The following is a 15,948-nucleotide window of genomic DNA, read 5'->3' on the forward strand; positions in this document are numbered from 1 at the left end:
CCTATTCCGATCGGCGGCGATCGAGCAGGGCGCGCATCGCCGCGATCAGGGCCCGCTGCCCCTCTGGACCGACGGCCCGGCTGTCGACATGCGAGAAGCCCGGCACCAGGAACAGCTCGACCTTGCCGATGGCGTTCGCCAGTTCCTCGCTTTCGGTGAAGGGAATGACGCTGTCCTCCTCGCCATGGATCAGAATGACGCGCCCCGCCAGGGGCGTGAGGTTCCTTTTGCGCAACGAGAGCGCGTCGAGATCGGCGCGCATGGCGGTGGGCAGGCCTGCGATCAGGGACGGCACCCGGTCCGGATCGCGATTGGCGAGGAGCGCATAGATCGAGCCTCCCTCTGCCCCCAGCCTGGCGGCAAGATCTTCGATCGGTGCGTCCGGGTCGCGAAGGCGGCGCTCCGCCATTTCGTGCAGGCGTTGGCGGTCCGCTGCGCTTTCGATGCGATCGAGATTGCTGAGCACGAACACCCACATGCCGCCAGGCTCGACCTGGTGCTGGCGCCAGCGACCTGTTCCGGGCAGGCGATAACTGCCCGTGGTCAGATAGGTGAGCATCTCCGTCGTGTCGTAATAGCCGCCGAGCCCGAGGACGAAGCTCACATGCGGCTCGACCTCTGGCTCGAGCGCCGCAATCATGGCGGGTCCCACGGCATAGGAGACAGCGGCGATGCCGACGCCATTGAATCCGTCGGGCGCCGTCATCTCCGCGAGATGGGTCGCGGCATCGCCGATCTGGCGCGCATCATCGAGGCTGATCTGGAGCTTGCGCGCCGCGTCGAGGTCGGGCACCAGCACGAGAAAACGGGCCCGCGCCAGGCTCTCCGCGAGCGCCACCAGCCTCGCGTCGTCCTTGCCGTCGGGGCTCAGGCCCGGAACCAGCACCAGCGGCGCGCCGACCGGCGCCGCCGGTCGATAGAGATCGGCGACAGTCAGACGGGATTCCACGAGAAACCTGACCGTGCTGCGTTCCGGCGCCGGCGTCATCTGCTTGAGTGCGCTGGGGCCGGGCCCGGCGGCGATGTCCTCGAGCACGCGGACGGCCTCCTGGTCCTGCGCCGAGAGGCAGGCGGCGAGGGTCAGGGCCAGCAAGAGCGGAAGCGGTCGGGCGATGCGGACGGTGAATGAATTCATGGTCGCGCGGGCCTTCGCGGGCGAGGTCAGGGACGGGGGCGCCGGAAGCCCGCATTGTCGCAAGCTCGGGGGCTCGTGCCAAACCTGCCTTGTGCGTCACCCATGGGCTTGATTCGCCGGCCCGCTTCCTCTACCCGATAGGTGAAATCGGGGACAGTCATCCATGAACGGTATCGCCAAACCCCGCCATGTCGGCGTCATCGGCGCCGGCATTGTCGGAATCTGCACCGCGCTCTATCTGCAGCGCGACGGGCATCGCGTCACCGTGATCGACCGGGGGCCGCCGGGCGAGGGGACCTCCAAGGGCAACGCCGCCATCATCGCCGGCGCCTCCTGCGAGCCGGTCGCCATGCCGGGTATCCTCTGGCGCGTGCCGGGCATGCTGCTGGACCCGCTGGGGCCGCTGGCGATCCGCTGGAGCTATCTGCCGAAGCTGGCGCCCTGGCTGCTGAAGTTCGTGGCCGCGAGCGCGCCGGCCCGGGTCGAGAACGCCTCGGTCGCGCTCTGGGCGCTGTCGCAGCAATCGGTGCCCGCCTTCAAGACGCTGATGCGCGAGGCGGGCTTGCTCGACATGCTGCGCGAGGAGGGCTGGCTCAGCATCTATCGCAGCGACAAGAGCTTCGCCAGCGCCCAGCATGAACTGGAATTGTCGCGTCGCCGCGGCGTGAAGATGGAGATCCTCGGCCAGCATGAGCTGCGCCAGATGGAGCCGACGCTGGCGCCCGACTTCAAGCATGGCGTGCTCTATCCCGAGCATGCGCAGACGGTGAACAATTTCCGACTGGTGCAGGAGCTGGCGCAGCATTTCGTCCGGAACGGCGGCCGGATCCTGCAGGAGGAAGTGCGCGGCTTCGAGATGGGGCCGCAAGGCCCGACCCACATCGCGACCGCCGCCGGCAAGCACGCGATCGACGCGGTGGTGCTGGCGGCCGGTGCCTGGTCGAAGCGCCTGACCCAGATGCTGGGCCACAGGGTGCCGCTCGACACCGAGCGCGGCTATCACGTCATGCTGCCGAACCCGGCGGTCACGCCGCGCCGGCCGATCCATATCGCCGATTACGGCTTCGTCGCGACGCCGCTCGAGCATGGCTTGCGCTTCGCCGGCACGGTCGAGCTGGGCGGGCTCGATCTGCCGCCCAATTACGACCGCGCCCGGGTGCTGCTCGAGCGCGGGCGCACCGTGTTTCCGGGGCTCCAGGAGCAGGGCAAGACCGAATGGATGGGCTTCCGGCCCTCGGTGCCCGACTCCGTGCCGGTCATCAGCGGCGGCGACCATGCCAACTGCTTCTTCGCCTATGGCCATGGCCATCTCGGCCTGACCTATGGCGCGATCACCGGGCGGCTGATCGCGGATCTGGTCGCGGGCCGCGCCTCGGGGCTCGACATGACCCCCTACCGCGTCGACCGGCGCTGGTGAGACGCAAAACAAAACCTCGCCTCACGCCCGCTTTGATCCCCTCCCCCCTTGAGGGCAGGGCTGTCCGGGGAATGAGTCGATAGGTCGCGGGCGCATGCCCGGTTTTCCGGAGGTTTTCCGGGTACTTTCTGGTTGTCGAGACTCAGAAAGGGAACCGGGCATGCAGTACATGGGTAGCATCTTCGTGAGCCTGCTGAAACCCATCGATCGGCGTCAATTCCGCACGCTGGTGGAGCGCCACGACGGCGATGCCTACGACAAATCCTTCAAGAGCTGGGATCATCTGGTGGCGCTGATCTACGCCCAGCTCAGCCACGCCAAGAGCCTGCGGGGGGTGGAGGCGGGTTTCAACGCCAACTCCCAGCATCACTACCATCTGGGGGTCGGGAAGCTGGTTCGTTCGACCTTGTCGGATGCCAATGCGCGCCGTCCAGTGAGTGTGTTTGCGGGGCTGTTTGGCACGCTTTCCCAGGAGGTGGATCGGCTGGCTCGCCAGGAAGGGAACGAGATGCTGCGTTTGATCGACGCCTCGCCGATTCCGCTGGGCAAGGTCTGCGCCTGGGCGGACTGGAACGGCCGGATCCGCGGCATGAAGATGCATGTCGTCTACGATCCCAAGGCCGATCGCCCCTGCTCGGTCGAGGTCACGCCGGCCACCATCAACGACATCGAGGTGGGCCGGCGCGTGCCGATCGAGGCCGGAGCCACCTATGTCTTCGACAAAGGCTATTGTCGCTACAGTTGGTGGTGCCAGATCGACGCCGCCGAGGCGGTCTTCGTCACGCGCGCGAAGTCCAACATGCGCTTGCGCGCCACCAAGCGGCGCAAGCTCCGGAAGATTGTCGGCGACGGCTTCAGGATCATCGACGACGCCGAGGTCCGCCTCGTCAGTAAGGGCGATTCCAAGCTGGCGATCCGGCTGCGTCGGATCCGGGTCCGGCGCGAGAAAGGCGGCGTCATCACCCTCATCACCAACGATATGACCCGCTCGGCCGTGGAAATCGCCACCCTCTACAAGACCCGGTGGCAGATCGAGCTGCTGTTCCGCTGGATCAAGCAGCATCTCGATATTCGCAAGTTCCTTGGCAACAACGAAAATGCCATCCGGCTGCAGGTCCTCGCCGCCATGATCGCCTATCTGCTCCTGCGCATCGGCGCGCGCCTCCACAGCGTGAAAATCCCCCTGCTGCGACTGGCCGAACTCGTCGGCCAGTCGCTCTTTACCAGGAAAACCTTCCACCGTATCGATCGCCCGCCGCCCGTCAATCCAAGCAAGCCATCTCCCAAAGTCCCAGCCAATCAGATGGCGTTCTGTTATGCATGAGTTTCCCCGGACAGCCCTGCCCTTGAGGGGGAGGTCAGGGTGGGGGGATCGAAGAACGCGACGTTGGAAGAGCCTTCCATCGTGCAAATACGCGCTCACAGCGAGTCTGTGGCTTACCCCCCACCCCAGCCTCCCCCTCAAGGGGGAGGTGAAGAAAGCGAAGCGGCGATTGCTTTGTTCACGAAGCGAGGGGGCGGCTGCACCACCGCGACACCCAATCCATTGACCGGACACCCCCTCCGTCTACTATAACTCGCGATTCCCCAGCCAGAGTCTGAGATGGCCAAGACCAAAGCCGCCCCTCCGCCGCCCAGCGGCGACATCAATATCGTTTCGCTCGCCGATGCGCTGAGCACGCGCTACCTCTCCTATGCGCTCTCGACCATCATGGCGCGCTCGCTGCCCGACGTGCGCGACGGCCTCAAGCCGGTGCATCGCCGGCTGCTCTATGCGATGCGCCAGCTCCATCTCGATCCCGGTTCCGGCTTCAAGAAATCGGCCCGCGTGGTCGGCGACGTCATGGGCAAGTTCCATCCCCATGGCGATTCCTCGATCTACGACGCCATGGTGCGCCTCGCGCAGGATTTCGCGCAGCGTTATCCGATGGTCGACGGCCAGGGCAATTTCGGCAATATCGACGGCGATAACCCGGCCGCCATGCGCTACACCGAGGCGCGGCTGACCGAGGTCGCGGCGCTGATGCTCGAGGGCATCAACGAGGACGCGGTCGATTTCCGCCCGACCTATGACGGCGAGGGCTCCGAGCCGCTGGTGCTGCCGGGCACCTTCCCGAACCTGCTCGCCAACGGCGCGCAGGGCATCGCCGTCGGCATGGCGACCTCGATCCCGCCGCACAATATCGGCGAGATCTGCGACGCCGCGCTGCATCTGATCAAGGCGCCGAACGCGTCGATCGCGACGCTGGTCAAGCATATCAAGGGCCCCGACTTCCCGACCGGCGGCATCCTGGTCGAGGATCCGGAAGCGATCCTCGAGGCCTACAAGACCGGCCGCGGCTCCTTCCGCGTCCGGGCCAAATGGATCAAGGAAGAGCTCAAGGGCGGCACCTGGCAAGCCGTCATCACCGAGATTCCCTATCAGGTGCCGAAATCGCGCCTGATCGAGAAGATCGCCGACCTGCTGCAGCAGAAGAAGCTGCCGCTCCTCGACGACGTGCATGACGAATCCACGACCGACGTGCGCATCGTGCTCGAGCCCAAGAGCCGCAATGTCGATCCGGACCATCTGATGGAGCAGCTATTCCGCCAGACCGACCTTGAGATCCGCTTCCCCCTCAACATGAACGTGCTGGGCGCCGACCAGACGCCGCGCGTCATGTCGCTGGCGGAGGTGCTGCGCGCCTATCTCGATCACCGGCGCGAGGTGCTGCTGCGCCGCAGCCGCTTCCGCCTGGCCGACATCGAGCGCCGCCTGGAGGTGCTGGGCGGCCTGCTGATCGCCTATCTCAATATCGACGAGGTCATCCGCATCATCCGCCGGGAGGACGATCCCAAGGCGAAGATGATCAAGAAATGGGAGCTGACCGAGGTCCAGGCCGACGCCATCCTCAACATGAAATTGAAGGCGTTGCGCAAGCTGGAAGAGATCGAGATCCGCAAGGAGAACGACGATCTGACGGCCGAGCGCAAGACGCTCAAGGGCCTGCTCAAGGACGAGGACCGGCAGTGGGAGCGCGTCGGCGCCGAGATCGCCGAGATGAAGAAGCGCTTCGGCCCGAAGACGCCCTTGGGCAAGCGCCGCACCGACCTCGGCACCGTGCCGGCCGATGTCGAGATCCCGATGGAGGCGATGGTCGAGCGCGAGGCGGTGACCGTGGTCAGCTCGGCCAAGGGCTGGGTGCGCGCGCTCAAGGGCCATGTTGCGGCCGACGACGAGATCAAGTTCAAGGAAGGCGACCGGCCGCGCTTCCATCTCCAGGCCGAGACCACCGACAAGCTGATCGTGTTCGGCACCAACGGGCGCTTCTACACCATCGGCATCGACAAGCTGCCGGGCGGCCGCGGCTATGGCGAGCCGCTCAAGCTGATGATCGATCTGGGCGAGCAGGACCCGGTCGGCATGTTCGTCTACAAGCCGGGCCGCAAGCTGATCGTCGCCTCGACCGCGGGCCGCGGCTTCGTCGTGCCCGAGGACGAGGTGATCGCGCAGACCCGCGCCGGCAAGCAGGTGCTGAACCTGACCGAGGGCGAGGAGGCGACGGCCTACGCCTTCGTTGAAGAGGGCCACGACCATGTCGCCGTGGTCGGGACCAACCGCAAGCTGCTGTTGTTCCCCTTGAGCGAGCTGCCCGAGATGACGCGCGGCCGCGGCGTGATCCTGCAGAAATACAAGGATGGCGGGCTCTCCGACGTGAAGAGCTTCCGGCTCAAGGAAGGCCTGAGCTGGCGCTCCGGCGACCGCTCGCGCACCGAGACCGGCCTCAAGGATTGGCTCGGCCAGCGCGCCCAGGCGGGCCGTCTGCCGCCGCAGGGCTTTCCGCGCTCGAACAAGTTCTAGGGCGTGCGACAAGCGCAAGCGAGGCGCGGGGCCGCATGGACGACATCACCATCCGCCGGGCTCTCCGCGACGACGTGCCCGCGATCGTGCGGCTGCTGGCCGACGATCCGCTCGGGCGTGACCGCGAGGATCCGGACGAACCCTTGGCCGAGCGCTATTGGGAGGCCTTCGACAAGCTGCGCCGCGATCCGAATACCGCGCTCGTGGTCGTCCAGGACAACAGCAAGGCCGTCATCGGCTGCATGCAGCTCAATTTCATGATCGGCCTCAGCCATCAGGGCGCGGCACGGATGCTGATCGAGGATGTCCGGGTCGACAAACGCTACCGCAACCGCAAGATCGGTCACCGGTTGCTCGACTGGGCGGTCGACCAGGCGCGGCAGAAGAACTGCGAGGTGGTCGAGCTCTTTGTCCACCACTCGCGTGCCGATGCGCGGCGCTTCTATGAATCCCTCGGGTTCGAGGCGCAGCATCACGGGATGCGGCTTCTGCTGGAAGGCGATGAACTCTCTTAAAACTGTCTCGCCAGCGCCGCCGCTGTCTTCTTGCACAGCGCCCCGGCGTTGTGGATGATCTGACGCGACTGCCTCACCGGAAATCATTCATGCGAAGGGGTATGGGAGGCCGGGATGGCACCAAGAAGACGGCAGATGATACGGGGCGGGGCGGTCATCTGCTCTCTGCTGCTTCTCGCGCTGCAGGTTTCTCCGGTGCGGGCGAGCGACCTCGCGGCATCAGGCCGCGAGTTCGTACAGAAATTCTACGAAATCTATGTTCCGAAGGCTCTCGCGGGACAGCCGAGCCCGCCTTGGCGGCTCGCCGTCGACAAGATGAGTGCCGATTTTGATGGCGAGCTCATCAAGGCGCTGAAGGACGATTTGGCTGCGCAAGCGAAAGCGCAAGAGCAAACACAGCCCGAGGGAGGCGATATCGTCGGGTTGGATTTCGATCCTTTCCTGGATTCCCAGGATCCCGCGAATCGCTATGAAGTCGGATCTGTCAGGCAGGAGGGCGCGGACTACCTGGTCGATGTCTATGCGGTGACGTCCGGCAAACGGTCGGAACAACCCAGCGTCGTTCCGGAACTTGCGTACCAGGATGGCCACTGGCATTTCGTGAATTTCCGCTATCCCGAGGGCGGCGATCTGCTGACGCTGCTGAAGCAGATGAAGGCGGATCGGGAGAGCCAGCAGAACTAGATGCAGTCAGCGCGCCCTAGGGCCTAGAGCTGCCCCGCGAGGGCCGCCGCCGTGTCCTTGCCCGGTACCACCGGCACGATCTCGAACTCCACGACGGCCGACCACTCCGCGACCCAGCGCTGCAAGAGCGTGACGTCGTCGCATTCCATGAGCTGGAAGCAGCGCCCGACATCGGCCGTCACCCAGCTCCCCACGAAGGTCAGGCCCTCCGGCATCATCCGGCCCTTGTCGCGGAAATGGCGATAGACCGCCTTCACGTTCTGGTCGCGGAACTTCTCGATCACCATGAAGAGCATCCGGCCTCTCCTTCGTTATGGCGGCGATGACGGGTTCCAGTCGACGGGGCCGCTGCCCGCCGCGGCGGCGGCGACGGCGGCCGCGAAGAAATTCTCGACCTCGCGGACCGCCGCCTTCGTCTCATAGAGCGCGCCCGAGGCTTCGCGGATCCGGCTGCCGATCGCGCGCCGGTAATCGCCATCCTGCGCCACCCGCAACGCCTTCTCCACATAGTCGCTTGTGTCCTTGGCGACCAGATCGTCAATGCCCATCCGGCGGTAGAAACCGCTGGTGATGCGGCTGCGCATGAAGGGCCCCGGCCAGGTCACGATCGGCGCGCCGGTATGGAACAGGTCGAGGCTGGTGCGGCCGCCGCCGAAATAGATCGGATCGAGCAGGCAATCCACGACCGTGGCCAGCGCGGTGAAATCCGGCAGGCTGTAGCGCGGCAGGAAGATCATGCGCTTGATCAGGTCTTCGTCGCCGCCGGCGATGCGCCGCCGCAGCGGCTCGTCCCAGGCGGCATTATGGCCCGTGGCGAGCAGCAGGCGGGCGGTCGGGTCACGCCGCAGGATCGCGCGCAGCAGCGGATCGTAGGCGGGGTGGAGCTTGAACAGGCTCATGGCGCAGAGATAGAGCCGGTCGTCCTCGGGCAGGCCCAGATCCTTCCGGCTGCGCGGCGGCGCGTTGCGGGTCATCGGCCGGTAGTGGATCGGGGGCGCCGCGAGCTGGGCCAGCTTCTCGCTGTACTGCGCCTGCGCGCCGGGCGGTTCCCAGACGGCGGAGGACATCCAGTAATCGGCGTTGGGGATCCCGGTCGTGTCGGGATGGCCCCACCCGACGCATTGCACCGGCGCGAGGCGCGAAAACAAAAGGAAGTAGGTGAGGGCCGACATGCCGATGTCGGGATAATAGAGGATGTCGCAGGCCTGGGCCGCGATCGCGGCGCGCGCGCCGGCGAGGTCCGCGGGCAGGGGCAGGTCCTTGTCGGCCAGCACCCCGAAGGCGGTGTGGAAGGCGCTGTCGGGCGCGGGCGGCCGGAGCAGCACCACTTCGAACCGCTCGCGGTCGAGCTGCTCCAGCAGCCCCAGCGAGACGATGCCGACCGTGTGGTTGTTGAGATGGTTCGAGACCACGCCGAGCCGGAGGCGCGAGCGCGGCTTCCAGCCGTCGATATGCGTCGCCCGGCTGTCGAGCGCGGGACAGGCCGAGAGATAGAGCGCGGCCATACGGCGCTGCAGCTCGAGATCGTCGAGGCCGTGATAGGCCAGGTAGAAGCCGACGCAGGTCGCGACCTCGCGCTCGGGGTCGGCGAGGCGCGGATGGCGCTCGGCGAGAGCGCTCAGTCGTTCGCTGTAGCGGGCGCGATACCGGGCGATCGCGGCGCCGCTCTCCATGATCGACGGCATCAGGGTCGCGCGCCGGATCTCGGTACCCCAGTCGGGTTCCAGGCTCAGCGCACGGGCATAGGTCGCGTCCGCGGCCTCGTCCTGATCCTCGATCGCCAGGATCTCGGCGAGCTGCCGGTAGGCTTTGGCGTCCTTCGGATGGCGCGCGATGATCCGGCGCCAGGCTTCGGCCGCGGCGGCGAAGTCCTGCTGGTTGAAATGCAATCTTGCCAGCATCCGCTCGCCGGCGTCGTTGGCGGGATCGATCCGGAGCAATCGCTCCAGCGCCTCGATGGCGCGGCGGGTGTCGCGCCGGATTTCGCGGGAGAGCGCCAGCTCGTAGCAGGCTTCGGCGGGGCCGTCATGGCGGGCGAGGTAGGCCTCGAGCCGGGCAATGGCGGTGGCCGTATCCCCGCTCTGGCGCAAGGCGCGCGCCAGGTTCAGCAGGGTGCCGGCATGGTCCGGGTCGGCAAGATGCGCCTTTTCGAGATAGGGGACCGCCTCCTCGAAGCGCTCGGCCTGGGCCAGGATGGCACCCAGATTGCGCTGGACCTCGAGCTGATCCGGCTTGAGCCGGTCGGCCTCCCGCAGGGCGACCAGCGCCTGGATCGGCTGGCGCAGCGCCGCCAGCCCGACGCCCATGAGATGCCAGGCCTCGATGTTCTGCGGCTGGGCCGTCGCCAGGGCCCGGCAGATGGCCACGGTCTCCTCGGGCCGGCCGGCATTCAGCCGGTCGAGCGCCCGGGCCAGGTCGTTGCCGGTCGGTTCGTCCCCCATGGGCGGGCAGGATAGGCCGGTCGTCCTAGGGACGGGTTAATCCGACCGGCCTCGCTCCCGATTCTTCCCCGCTTCAGCCGTTCCAGAGCTTCTCGCGCTTGAGCTCGTCCATGGCGAGCACCGCCGACTGGCGGATGATCTCCACCAGATCGTCGACCTGGGCCTTGGTCATGGTCAGCGGCGGCGACATCACGTTCAGATGCCCGATCGGCCGGATGATGGCGCCGCGCTCCTGGGCCAGCCGGGAGATGCGGTTGCCGATCGCGGCCTCGGGCGGCAGCAGCGCCTTGGTCTTCTGGTCCGCGACGAATTCGACGCAGAGCATGAAATGGCTGCCCCGGACGTCGCCGACGATCGGCAGGTCGTAGAGGCTCTCGAGCCGCTTCTGGAAATAGGGTCCGACCTCGCGAACATGGCCGCAGATATCCTCGCGCTCCATGATCTCGATGTTCTTCAGCCCCGCCGCGCAGGCGATCGGGTGGCCGGAATAGGTGAAGCCGTTGGTGAGCATCGCGCCCTTTGCCTGGGGCACGCTGATCACGTCATACATCTCGTCCGACAGCAGGATGGCGCCCAGCGGCTGGTAGCCGGAGGTGATGCCCTTGGCCGAGGTGATGATGTCCGGCTGCAGGTCGAAATGATCCTTCGAGGCGAAGAAATGGCCGAGGCGGCCGAAGGCCGTCACCACCTCGTCGGAGATGTACATGACCTCGTGCTTCTCGCAGACCGCCTTGGCGCGCTTGTGATAGCCGGGCGGCGGCACGATCACGCCGCCGGCCCCCATGATCGGCTCGGCGAAGAACATCGCCACGTTCTCCGGCCCCAGCTCGAGGATCTTGTTCTCCAGCTCGGCGATGACCTGGTCGCCATATTCCGCGACCGTCATGCCGTCCGGCCGGCGATAGGGATTGGGGCAGGAAATGTGATGGACCATGTCGTCGATGGTATCGAAGCCGATCTTGTCGAACCCCACGCCGGTGATGGTCGCGGTCAGCAGGGTCGAGCCGTGATAGCCGTCGACGCGCGCGATGATCTTCTTCTTCGACTTCTTGCCGAGGCGGTTGAAGTAGAAGGCGACGAGGCGCGCCGCGCTGTCGTTCGATTCCGAGCCGCCGGTCGTGTAGAAGACGTGATTGAGCGGCCCCGGCGCCAGCTGCGCCAGCTTCGCCGCCAGCTCGGCCGCGGGCGGCGTCGTCAGATGGGTGAAGGTCGAGTAGTAGCAGATGCGCCGCGCCTGCTCGGCCAACGCCTGCGCCATCTCCTCGCGGCCATAGCCGATATTGACGCACCAGAGCCCGCCGATGCCGTCGATATAGCGCTTGCCGTCGGCATCGAACACATAGATGCCGTCGCCCTCGGCGATGACGTCCGAGCCGGTCTCCTTGAAGGTGGAAAAGTCGGTCCAGGGATGGATGTAGTGATCCTTATCCATCTGCCAGAGCGCCTTGCTGTCATATTTCATGTTCTTCATGGGTATCTCCCAAAAAATCACGCCCCCTCCCCTTGCGGGAGGGGGTAGGGGGAGGGGTGCGGCCGCGCCCCTCCCGCTCGCTACGCTCGCCGCCCCTCCCGCGAGGGGAGGGGCCGTGGATAGGCTCGAATCACAGCCAGCCTTTCTTCTTGACGTCGGCGAGCGTCTGGTCGAGCGACTTGCGGGCGAGTTCCATGAACTCGTCGATATCCGCGGTCGTCCAGATCAGCGGCGGCGAGAGCAGCATGGTATCGCGCGTCGCGCGCATCACCAGACCGTTGGCGAAGCAATGGTCGCGGCAGATCGTGCCGACCTCGCCGATGGGGTTGAAGAATTTCCGCTTCGCCTTGTCCTTCACCAACTCGATCGCGCCGATGAAGCCCAGCGAGCGCACCTCGCCGACGAGCGGATGGTCCTTCAACTCGTTGAGGCGCTTGGCGAGATAGGGGCCGGTCTCGTTATGGACGCGGGTCACCAGGCCCTCGTCGCGCATCAAGCGGATGTTCTCCATGGCGACCGCGCAGGAGACCGGGTGGCCGGAATAGGTGTAGCCGTGATTGAACTCGCCGCCCTTGTCGCCGGCGATGACATCGGCCACGCGCTTGCCGACCATGACCGCCGAGAGCGGCAGATAGCCCGAGGTCAGGCCCTTGGCCAAGGTCATGAAGTCCGGCTCGATCTTGAAATACTCGGAGGCGAACCAGTAGCCGGTGCGCCCGAAGCCGCAGATCACCTCGTCCGCGATCACCAGCAGGTCGTACTGCTTGCAGATGCGCTGGATCTCCGGCCAGTAGGTGTCGGGCGGAATGATAACGCCGCCGGCACCCTGGATCGGCTCGCCGACGAAGGCGGCGCAATTCTCCGGCCCCAGCTCCAGGATCTTGTCCTCGAGCGCCTTGGCCGCCTTGCGGCCGAACTCGGCCGGCGTCAGGTCGCCGCCCTCGCCATACCAGTAAGGCTGCTGGATATGGGTGAAACCCGGCAGCGGCAGGTCGGCGATCGCGTGCATATAGCTCATGCCGCCCATCGAGGCCGCCACCATGGTCGAGCCGTGATAGCCGTTATGCCGGCCGATGATGGTCTTCTTGGTCTTCTTGCCCATCAGGTTCCAGTAATGGCGCGCCATGCGGGCGATGGTGTCGTTCGCGTCCGAGCCCGAGAGGCCATAGAACACGCGATTGAGGCCCTTCGGCGTCATGTCCGAGAGGATCTTGGAGAGCTCGGCCGCGGGCGGGGTCGTGGTCTTGAAGAAGGTGTTGTAATAGGGCAGCTCGATCATCTGGTCGTAGGCGACCTTGGCCAGCTCCTTGCGGCCATAACCGAGATTGACGCACCACAGGCCGGCGAACGCATCGAGCAGGCGGCGGCCGTCCGAATCGTAGAGATGCGTGCCTTCCGCGCGGGCGATGACGCGCACGCCCTGGCTGGGGAGCGCATGCTGGTCGGTGAAGGGATGGAGATGATGGGCCAGATCCTGCGCCTGCCATTCGGCGGTGGAGTTGCGGCGTGCGGTCTGCGACATGGGGCGAATCCTTCCGAGTAGAATCTTTCTGCTGGCATAGGGGAGGGGGCCGCCGCCTGCGACAAGGCAAGGGCAGGGCGCGGCCGGAAGCCGGAAGACCGGTCTAATGCTTTATGGATTGAAGCCGATGCGGGCGCAGAGGATGAGCAGCTCCGTCTGCCGCGAGCGCACGGTGTCTTCACCGCGACGGCTCGGCCTGACGGAGCGGGCGCCCGACCGGCCCTCGGGGCCGACCGGCCCCACCGAGGGGCGGATCGTTTCCTGCATCATCGGATACGAAACCTAGCACGGCGCCGGGCGCGGCGGGAAGCCGGCCGAGAGCGTCGGGCCATGCGCGCCTTGCGGGGCTCGCCATGCTATAAGCGCAGCGTTTGGGGATAGGACGAGTTCGCAAAGGTCATCGAATTCATGGAAACCCTGAGGATCCTCCTCCAGGGGCTGGGGATCTTGTCCATGGTCGCGGCCCTGGCTTGTGCCGGCCTGACCTTCGTCTTTTCCGGCCTGCGCAGTCTGGGTTCCGGCGCCGGCCGGAGCCCGCGGCCGGCCGCGATCGCGATCATCGGCGGGCTCGGAGGTCTCGGGATTCTGCTGTTCTGGGCGGGACGTTCGCTGTGAACCCCGCCATCAAGCGCGGAGCCAGGCGATGAAATCGGCGTTCGGTCTTCTGCTGATGATCGTCGGCGCGCTGTCGGGCGCGGCGGCCCTGGTCTGCATCGCCATCGTCGCCGTCTTCTCCGATGTCCGGACCCTGGGTGCGGGCGGTAGCGGCGGGGCGACCAGCGATGCGGTCGCGATCATCGCCGGGTTCGCGACGGCGGGCCTGCTGTTGTGGTTCGGGGGCCGGGCCATGCGCCGCTCGGCGGCCGACGAATCGCGATCAAACCCCTAAAAGTTGTGGTAGTCTCATCCGGTGCACTCCGTTTCGCGAGTGACCGGGCACGGACATGAAACTCATTTCCGACACCTATCTCGAGCAGAACCGAAAGCTGCATGAGCAAGGGTCCTTCGGCATCAGCGGTCATCAGTGGGGCCCGAGGATCGCGTCGCTGGCGGAGATGTTCCGCTGCCGCACGATTCTCGACTATGGCTGCGGTCGCCAGACGCTCCGCGATGCGCTCAAGGGCCGGGACCTCGAAGTTCGGGGATTCGATCCGGCCATCCCCGGCCTGGATATGCCGCCGGAGAAGGTTGACCTGGTCGCCTGCACCGACGTCCTCGAGCATATCGAGCCAGAGTATCTCGATTCCGTGATTGCGGAGATTGCGCGCTGCGCCACCAAGGCGGTCTTCCTGGTGGTCCATACCGGTCCCGCGGTCAAGACGCTGCCCGATGGGCGCAATGCTCACCTGATCCAGCAGCCTTATGCCTGGTGGCTGCCGAAGTTCGACAAGCGCTGGGACCGTTTCTCCGAACGCGTGGGCGATAACGCCTTCTGGTACGCCGGGAAGGCTCGTCCCGCTTGAGGGACCATCAATGCAAAAGGGCCGCGTCGATTGAGGATGCGGCCCTTTATGTTTGCAAGCCCGATGCGGATCAGACGTTCAGCAGCAGATGCTCGCGTTCCCAGGAGCTGATGACGCGCGAATAGGCCTCGAGCTCGGAGCGCTTCACGAAATCGACCGCCTGGCAGAAGCGTTCGCCCAGGATCGGCTTGATCTGGCGGCAGGCATTGAAGCGGCTCAGCGCGTCATAGAGCGTGCGCGGCAGGGTGTGGGCGAGGCGATAGGCGCTGCCCTCGACCTGCTTGCTGGGCTTGAGCCGCTCTATCATGCCGAGATAGCCGCAGGCGAGCGACGCCGCGATGGCGATATAGGGATTGGCGTCGGCGCCGGCGAGCCGGTTCTCGATGCGCCGGCCGGCGCCGCTCGAGATCGGCACGCGCAGGCCCACCGAGCGGTTGTCCACGCCCCAATGAACATTGATGGGAGCGTCGAGATAGGGCTGCAGGCGCCGGTAGGAGTTCACGTTGGGGGCCAGCAACGGCATCACCAGCGGCAGATAGCGCTGGAGCCCCGCGACATGCGAGCGGAACAGCGCCGAATCGCTACCGTCGCGATGCGCGAAGAGGTTCCGGCCCGTGCGCTTGTCCACCACCGACTGGTGGATATGCATCGAGCTGCCGGGCTCGTTGGCGAGCGGCTTCGCCATGAAGGTGGCATAGACGTTGTGGCGCATCGCGGCGTGACGGACCGTGCGCTTGAACAGGAAGGCCTGGTCGGCGAGCCAGAGCGGGTCGCCATGGTTGAAGTTGATCTCCATCTGCGCCGCGCCGGCCTCATGCGTCAGCGTGTCGATGTCGAGACCCATGGTCTCGCAGAAATCGTAGACGTCCTCGAAGATCGGATCGAACTCGTTGGTCGCGTCGATGCCGTAGGACTGCCGGCCCGTCTCGGGACGGCCGGAGGCGCCGACCGGCGGCTGCAGCGGCAGATCGGGATCGGTGTTGACCTGCACCAGGAAGAATTCGAGCTCGGGCGCGACCACGGGGCGCCAGTTGCGCTCGCTATAGAGCTCGAGCACGCGCTTGAGCACATAGCGCGCGGCGATGTCGACCGGCTTGTCCTCGGCGTAATAGGCGTCGTTGATGACCTGCGCGGTCGGCTCCTTGTACCAGGGGACCAGCGAGATCGTGTCCGGATCGGGACGCAGATAGACGTCGGGGTCCTGGTCGGTCGCCATCGAGCTTTCGTCATCGTCGGGATATTCGCCGGTGACGGTCTGCAGATAGACGCTTTCGGGCAGGCGAAGATTGCTGTCGCGCGTGCTCTTGATGAACTTTTTCGCGGGCAGGATCTTGCCGCGGGCAATGCCCGACATGTCGGCAACGAGGCATTCGACCTCGTCGATCTTGCGCTCGGCGAGAAATTCTTCCAATTGTTTCATGATACTACCGGATTGGCCGGAACTCGGCGGCCACAAGAT

14 protein-coding genes are annotated in these 15,948 nt (G+C 66.0%); 8 read left to right on the plus strand and 6 right to left on the minus strand.

Features of this window, described 5'->3' with window-relative positions; all coding sequences use genetic code 11:
* Position 1: 1 nt before the first annotated feature.
* A complete protein-coding gene (locus tag FRZ44_RS10050) occupies positions 2-1,135 on the minus strand; it encodes an alpha/beta hydrolase (RefSeq protein WP_151177055.1) in 1,134 nt (377 codons plus the stop codon).
* Positions 1,136-1,298: 163 nt separating this feature from the next.
* On the opposite strand from FRZ44_RS10050, the gene FRZ44_RS10055 reads away from it, so the two are divergent.
* The 5 genes from FRZ44_RS10055 (at position 1,299) to FRZ44_RS10075 (ending at position 7,592) form a co-directional block, all read left to right on the plus strand.
* Positions 1,299-2,552, plus strand: coding sequence for an NAD(P)/FAD-dependent oxidoreductase (locus FRZ44_RS10055; RefSeq protein ID WP_151177056.1), 1,254 nt, complete (start codon positions 1,299-1,301; stop codon positions 2,550-2,552).
* 160 nt (positions 2,553-2,712) lie between these two features.
* On the plus strand, positions 2,713-3,876 hold the full coding sequence (locus FRZ44_RS10060; RefSeq protein ID WP_151175693.1) for an IS4 family transposase: 1,164 nt from the start codon (positions 2,713-2,715) through the stop codon (positions 3,874-3,876).
* A 279-nt stretch (positions 3,877-4,155) separates the two neighbouring features.
* Positions 4,156-6,393, plus strand: a complete 2,238-nt coding sequence (gene parC / locus FRZ44_RS10065) for a DNA topoisomerase IV subunit A (protein ID WP_151177057.1) — start codon at positions 4,156-4,158, stop codon at positions 6,391-6,393.
* Positions 6,394-6,428: 35 nt separating this feature from the next.
* On the plus strand, positions 6,429-6,908 hold the full coding sequence (locus FRZ44_RS10070) for a GNAT family N-acetyltransferase (protein WP_151177058.1): 480 nt from the start codon (positions 6,429-6,431) through the stop codon (positions 6,906-6,908).
* A gap of 195 nt (positions 6,909-7,103) precedes the next feature.
* A complete protein-coding gene (locus tag FRZ44_RS10075) occupies positions 7,104-7,592 on the plus strand; it encodes a hypothetical protein (protein ID WP_151177059.1) in 489 nt (162 codons plus the stop codon).
* 23 nt (positions 7,593-7,615) lie between these two features.
* Here the strand turns inward: FRZ44_RS10075 and FRZ44_RS10080 are convergent, their stop codons facing one another.
* The 4 genes from FRZ44_RS10080 to FRZ44_RS10095 form a co-directional block, all read right to left on the minus strand.
* Positions 7,616-7,888, minus strand: a complete 273-nt coding sequence (locus FRZ44_RS10080; RefSeq protein WP_151177060.1) for a DUF3303 domain-containing protein — start codon at positions 7,886-7,888, stop codon at positions 7,616-7,618.
* A gap of 15 nt (positions 7,889-7,903) precedes the next feature.
* Positions 7,904-10,033 (minus strand): O-linked N-acetylglucosamine transferase, SPINDLY family protein, encoded by a 2,130-nt coding sequence (locus FRZ44_RS10085; RefSeq protein ID WP_151177061.1) that lies wholly within the window; start codon positions 10,031-10,033, stop codon positions 7,904-7,906.
* Positions 10,034-10,106: 73 nt separating this feature from the next.
* Entirely contained in the window at positions 10,107-11,504 is a 1,398-nt protein-coding gene (locus FRZ44_RS10090) for an aminotransferase (RefSeq protein ID WP_151177062.1), read from the minus strand.
* Between the two features lie 130 nt (positions 11,505-11,634).
* Complete coding sequence (locus FRZ44_RS10095) at positions 11,635-13,026, minus strand: aspartate aminotransferase family protein (protein ID WP_151177063.1); 1,392 nt, start codon at positions 13,024-13,026, stop codon at positions 11,635-11,637.
* Positions 13,027-13,434: 408 nt separating this feature from the next.
* On the opposite strand from FRZ44_RS10095, the gene FRZ44_RS10100 reads away from it, so the two are divergent.
* The 3 genes from FRZ44_RS10100 to FRZ44_RS10110 are packed head-to-tail and all read left to right on the plus strand — an operon-like array spanning position 13,435 to position 14,489.
* On the plus strand, positions 13,435-13,641 hold the full coding sequence (locus tag FRZ44_RS10100) for a hypothetical protein (protein WP_151177064.1): 207 nt from the start codon (positions 13,435-13,437) through the stop codon (positions 13,639-13,641).
* Positions 13,642-13,669: 28 nt separating this feature from the next.
* On the plus strand, positions 13,670-13,915 hold the full coding sequence (locus FRZ44_RS10105; RefSeq protein ID WP_151177065.1) for a hypothetical protein: 246 nt from the start codon (positions 13,670-13,672) through the stop codon (positions 13,913-13,915).
* Between the two features lie 55 nt (positions 13,916-13,970).
* A complete protein-coding gene (locus FRZ44_RS10110) occupies positions 13,971-14,489 on the plus strand; it encodes a methyltransferase domain-containing protein (protein ID WP_151177066.1) in 519 nt (172 codons plus the stop codon).
* A 70-nt stretch (positions 14,490-14,559) separates the two neighbouring features.
* Here FRZ44_RS10110 and FRZ44_RS10115 read toward each other — a convergent pair whose 3' ends face one another.
* The gene (locus tag FRZ44_RS10115; protein WP_151177067.1) at positions 14,560-15,909 is read right to left on the minus strand and encodes a glutamine synthetase family protein; all 1,350 of its coding nucleotides are present in this window, start codon (positions 15,907-15,909) and stop codon (positions 14,560-14,562) included.
* Positions 15,910-15,948: the final 39 nt, after the last annotated feature.

Origin of the sequence: Hypericibacter terrae (assembly GCF_008728855.1) — a bacterium.
In the GTDB taxonomy this organism is placed as follows: Bacteria; Pseudomonadota; Alphaproteobacteria; order Dongiales; family Dongiaceae; genus Hypericibacter; species Hypericibacter terrae.

Coding starts and splice junctions, on each gene's coding strand:
- FRZ44_RS10100 (WP_151177064.1), top strand. CDS start 13,435: ATGGAAACCCTGAGGATCCTCCTCCAGGGGCTGGGGATCTTGTCCATG.
- FRZ44_RS10085 (WP_151177061.1), bottom strand. CDS start 10,033: ATGGGGGACGAACCGACCGGCAACGACCTGGCCCGGGCGCTCGACCGG.
- FRZ44_RS10105 (WP_151177065.1), top strand. CDS start 13,670: ATGAAATCGGCGTTCGGTCTTCTGCTGATGATCGTCGGCGCGCTGTCG.
- FRZ44_RS10115 (WP_151177067.1), bottom strand. CDS start 15,909: ATGAAACAATTGGAAGAATTTCTCGCCGAGCGCAAGATCGACGAGGTC.
- FRZ44_RS10055 (WP_151177056.1), top strand. CDS start 1,299: ATGAACGGTATCGCCAAACCCCGCCATGTCGGCGTCATCGGCGCCGGC.
- FRZ44_RS10110 (WP_151177066.1), top strand. CDS start 13,971: ATGAAACTCATTTCCGACACCTATCTCGAGCAGAACCGAAAGCTGCAT.
- FRZ44_RS10095 (WP_151177063.1), bottom strand. CDS start 13,026: ATGTCGCAGACCGCACGCCGCAACTCCACCGCCGAATGGCAGGCGCAG.
- FRZ44_RS10050 (WP_151177055.1), bottom strand. CDS start 1,135: ATGAATTCATTCACCGTCCGCATCGCCCGACCGCTTCCGCTCTTGCTG.
- FRZ44_RS10060 (WP_151175693.1), top strand. CDS start 2,713: ATGCAGTACATGGGTAGCATCTTCGTGAGCCTGCTGAAACCCATCGAT.
- FRZ44_RS10070 (WP_151177058.1), top strand. CDS start 6,429: ATGGACGACATCACCATCCGCCGGGCTCTCCGCGACGACGTGCCCGCG.
- parC (WP_151177057.1), top strand. CDS start 4,156: ATGGCCAAGACCAAAGCCGCCCCTCCGCCGCCCAGCGGCGACATCAAT.
- FRZ44_RS10080 (WP_151177060.1), bottom strand. CDS start 7,888: ATGCTCTTCATGGTGATCGAGAAGTTCCGCGACCAGAACGTGAAGGCG.
- FRZ44_RS10090 (WP_151177062.1), bottom strand. CDS start 11,504: ATGAAGAACATGAAATATGACAGCAAGGCGCTCTGGCAGATGGATAAG.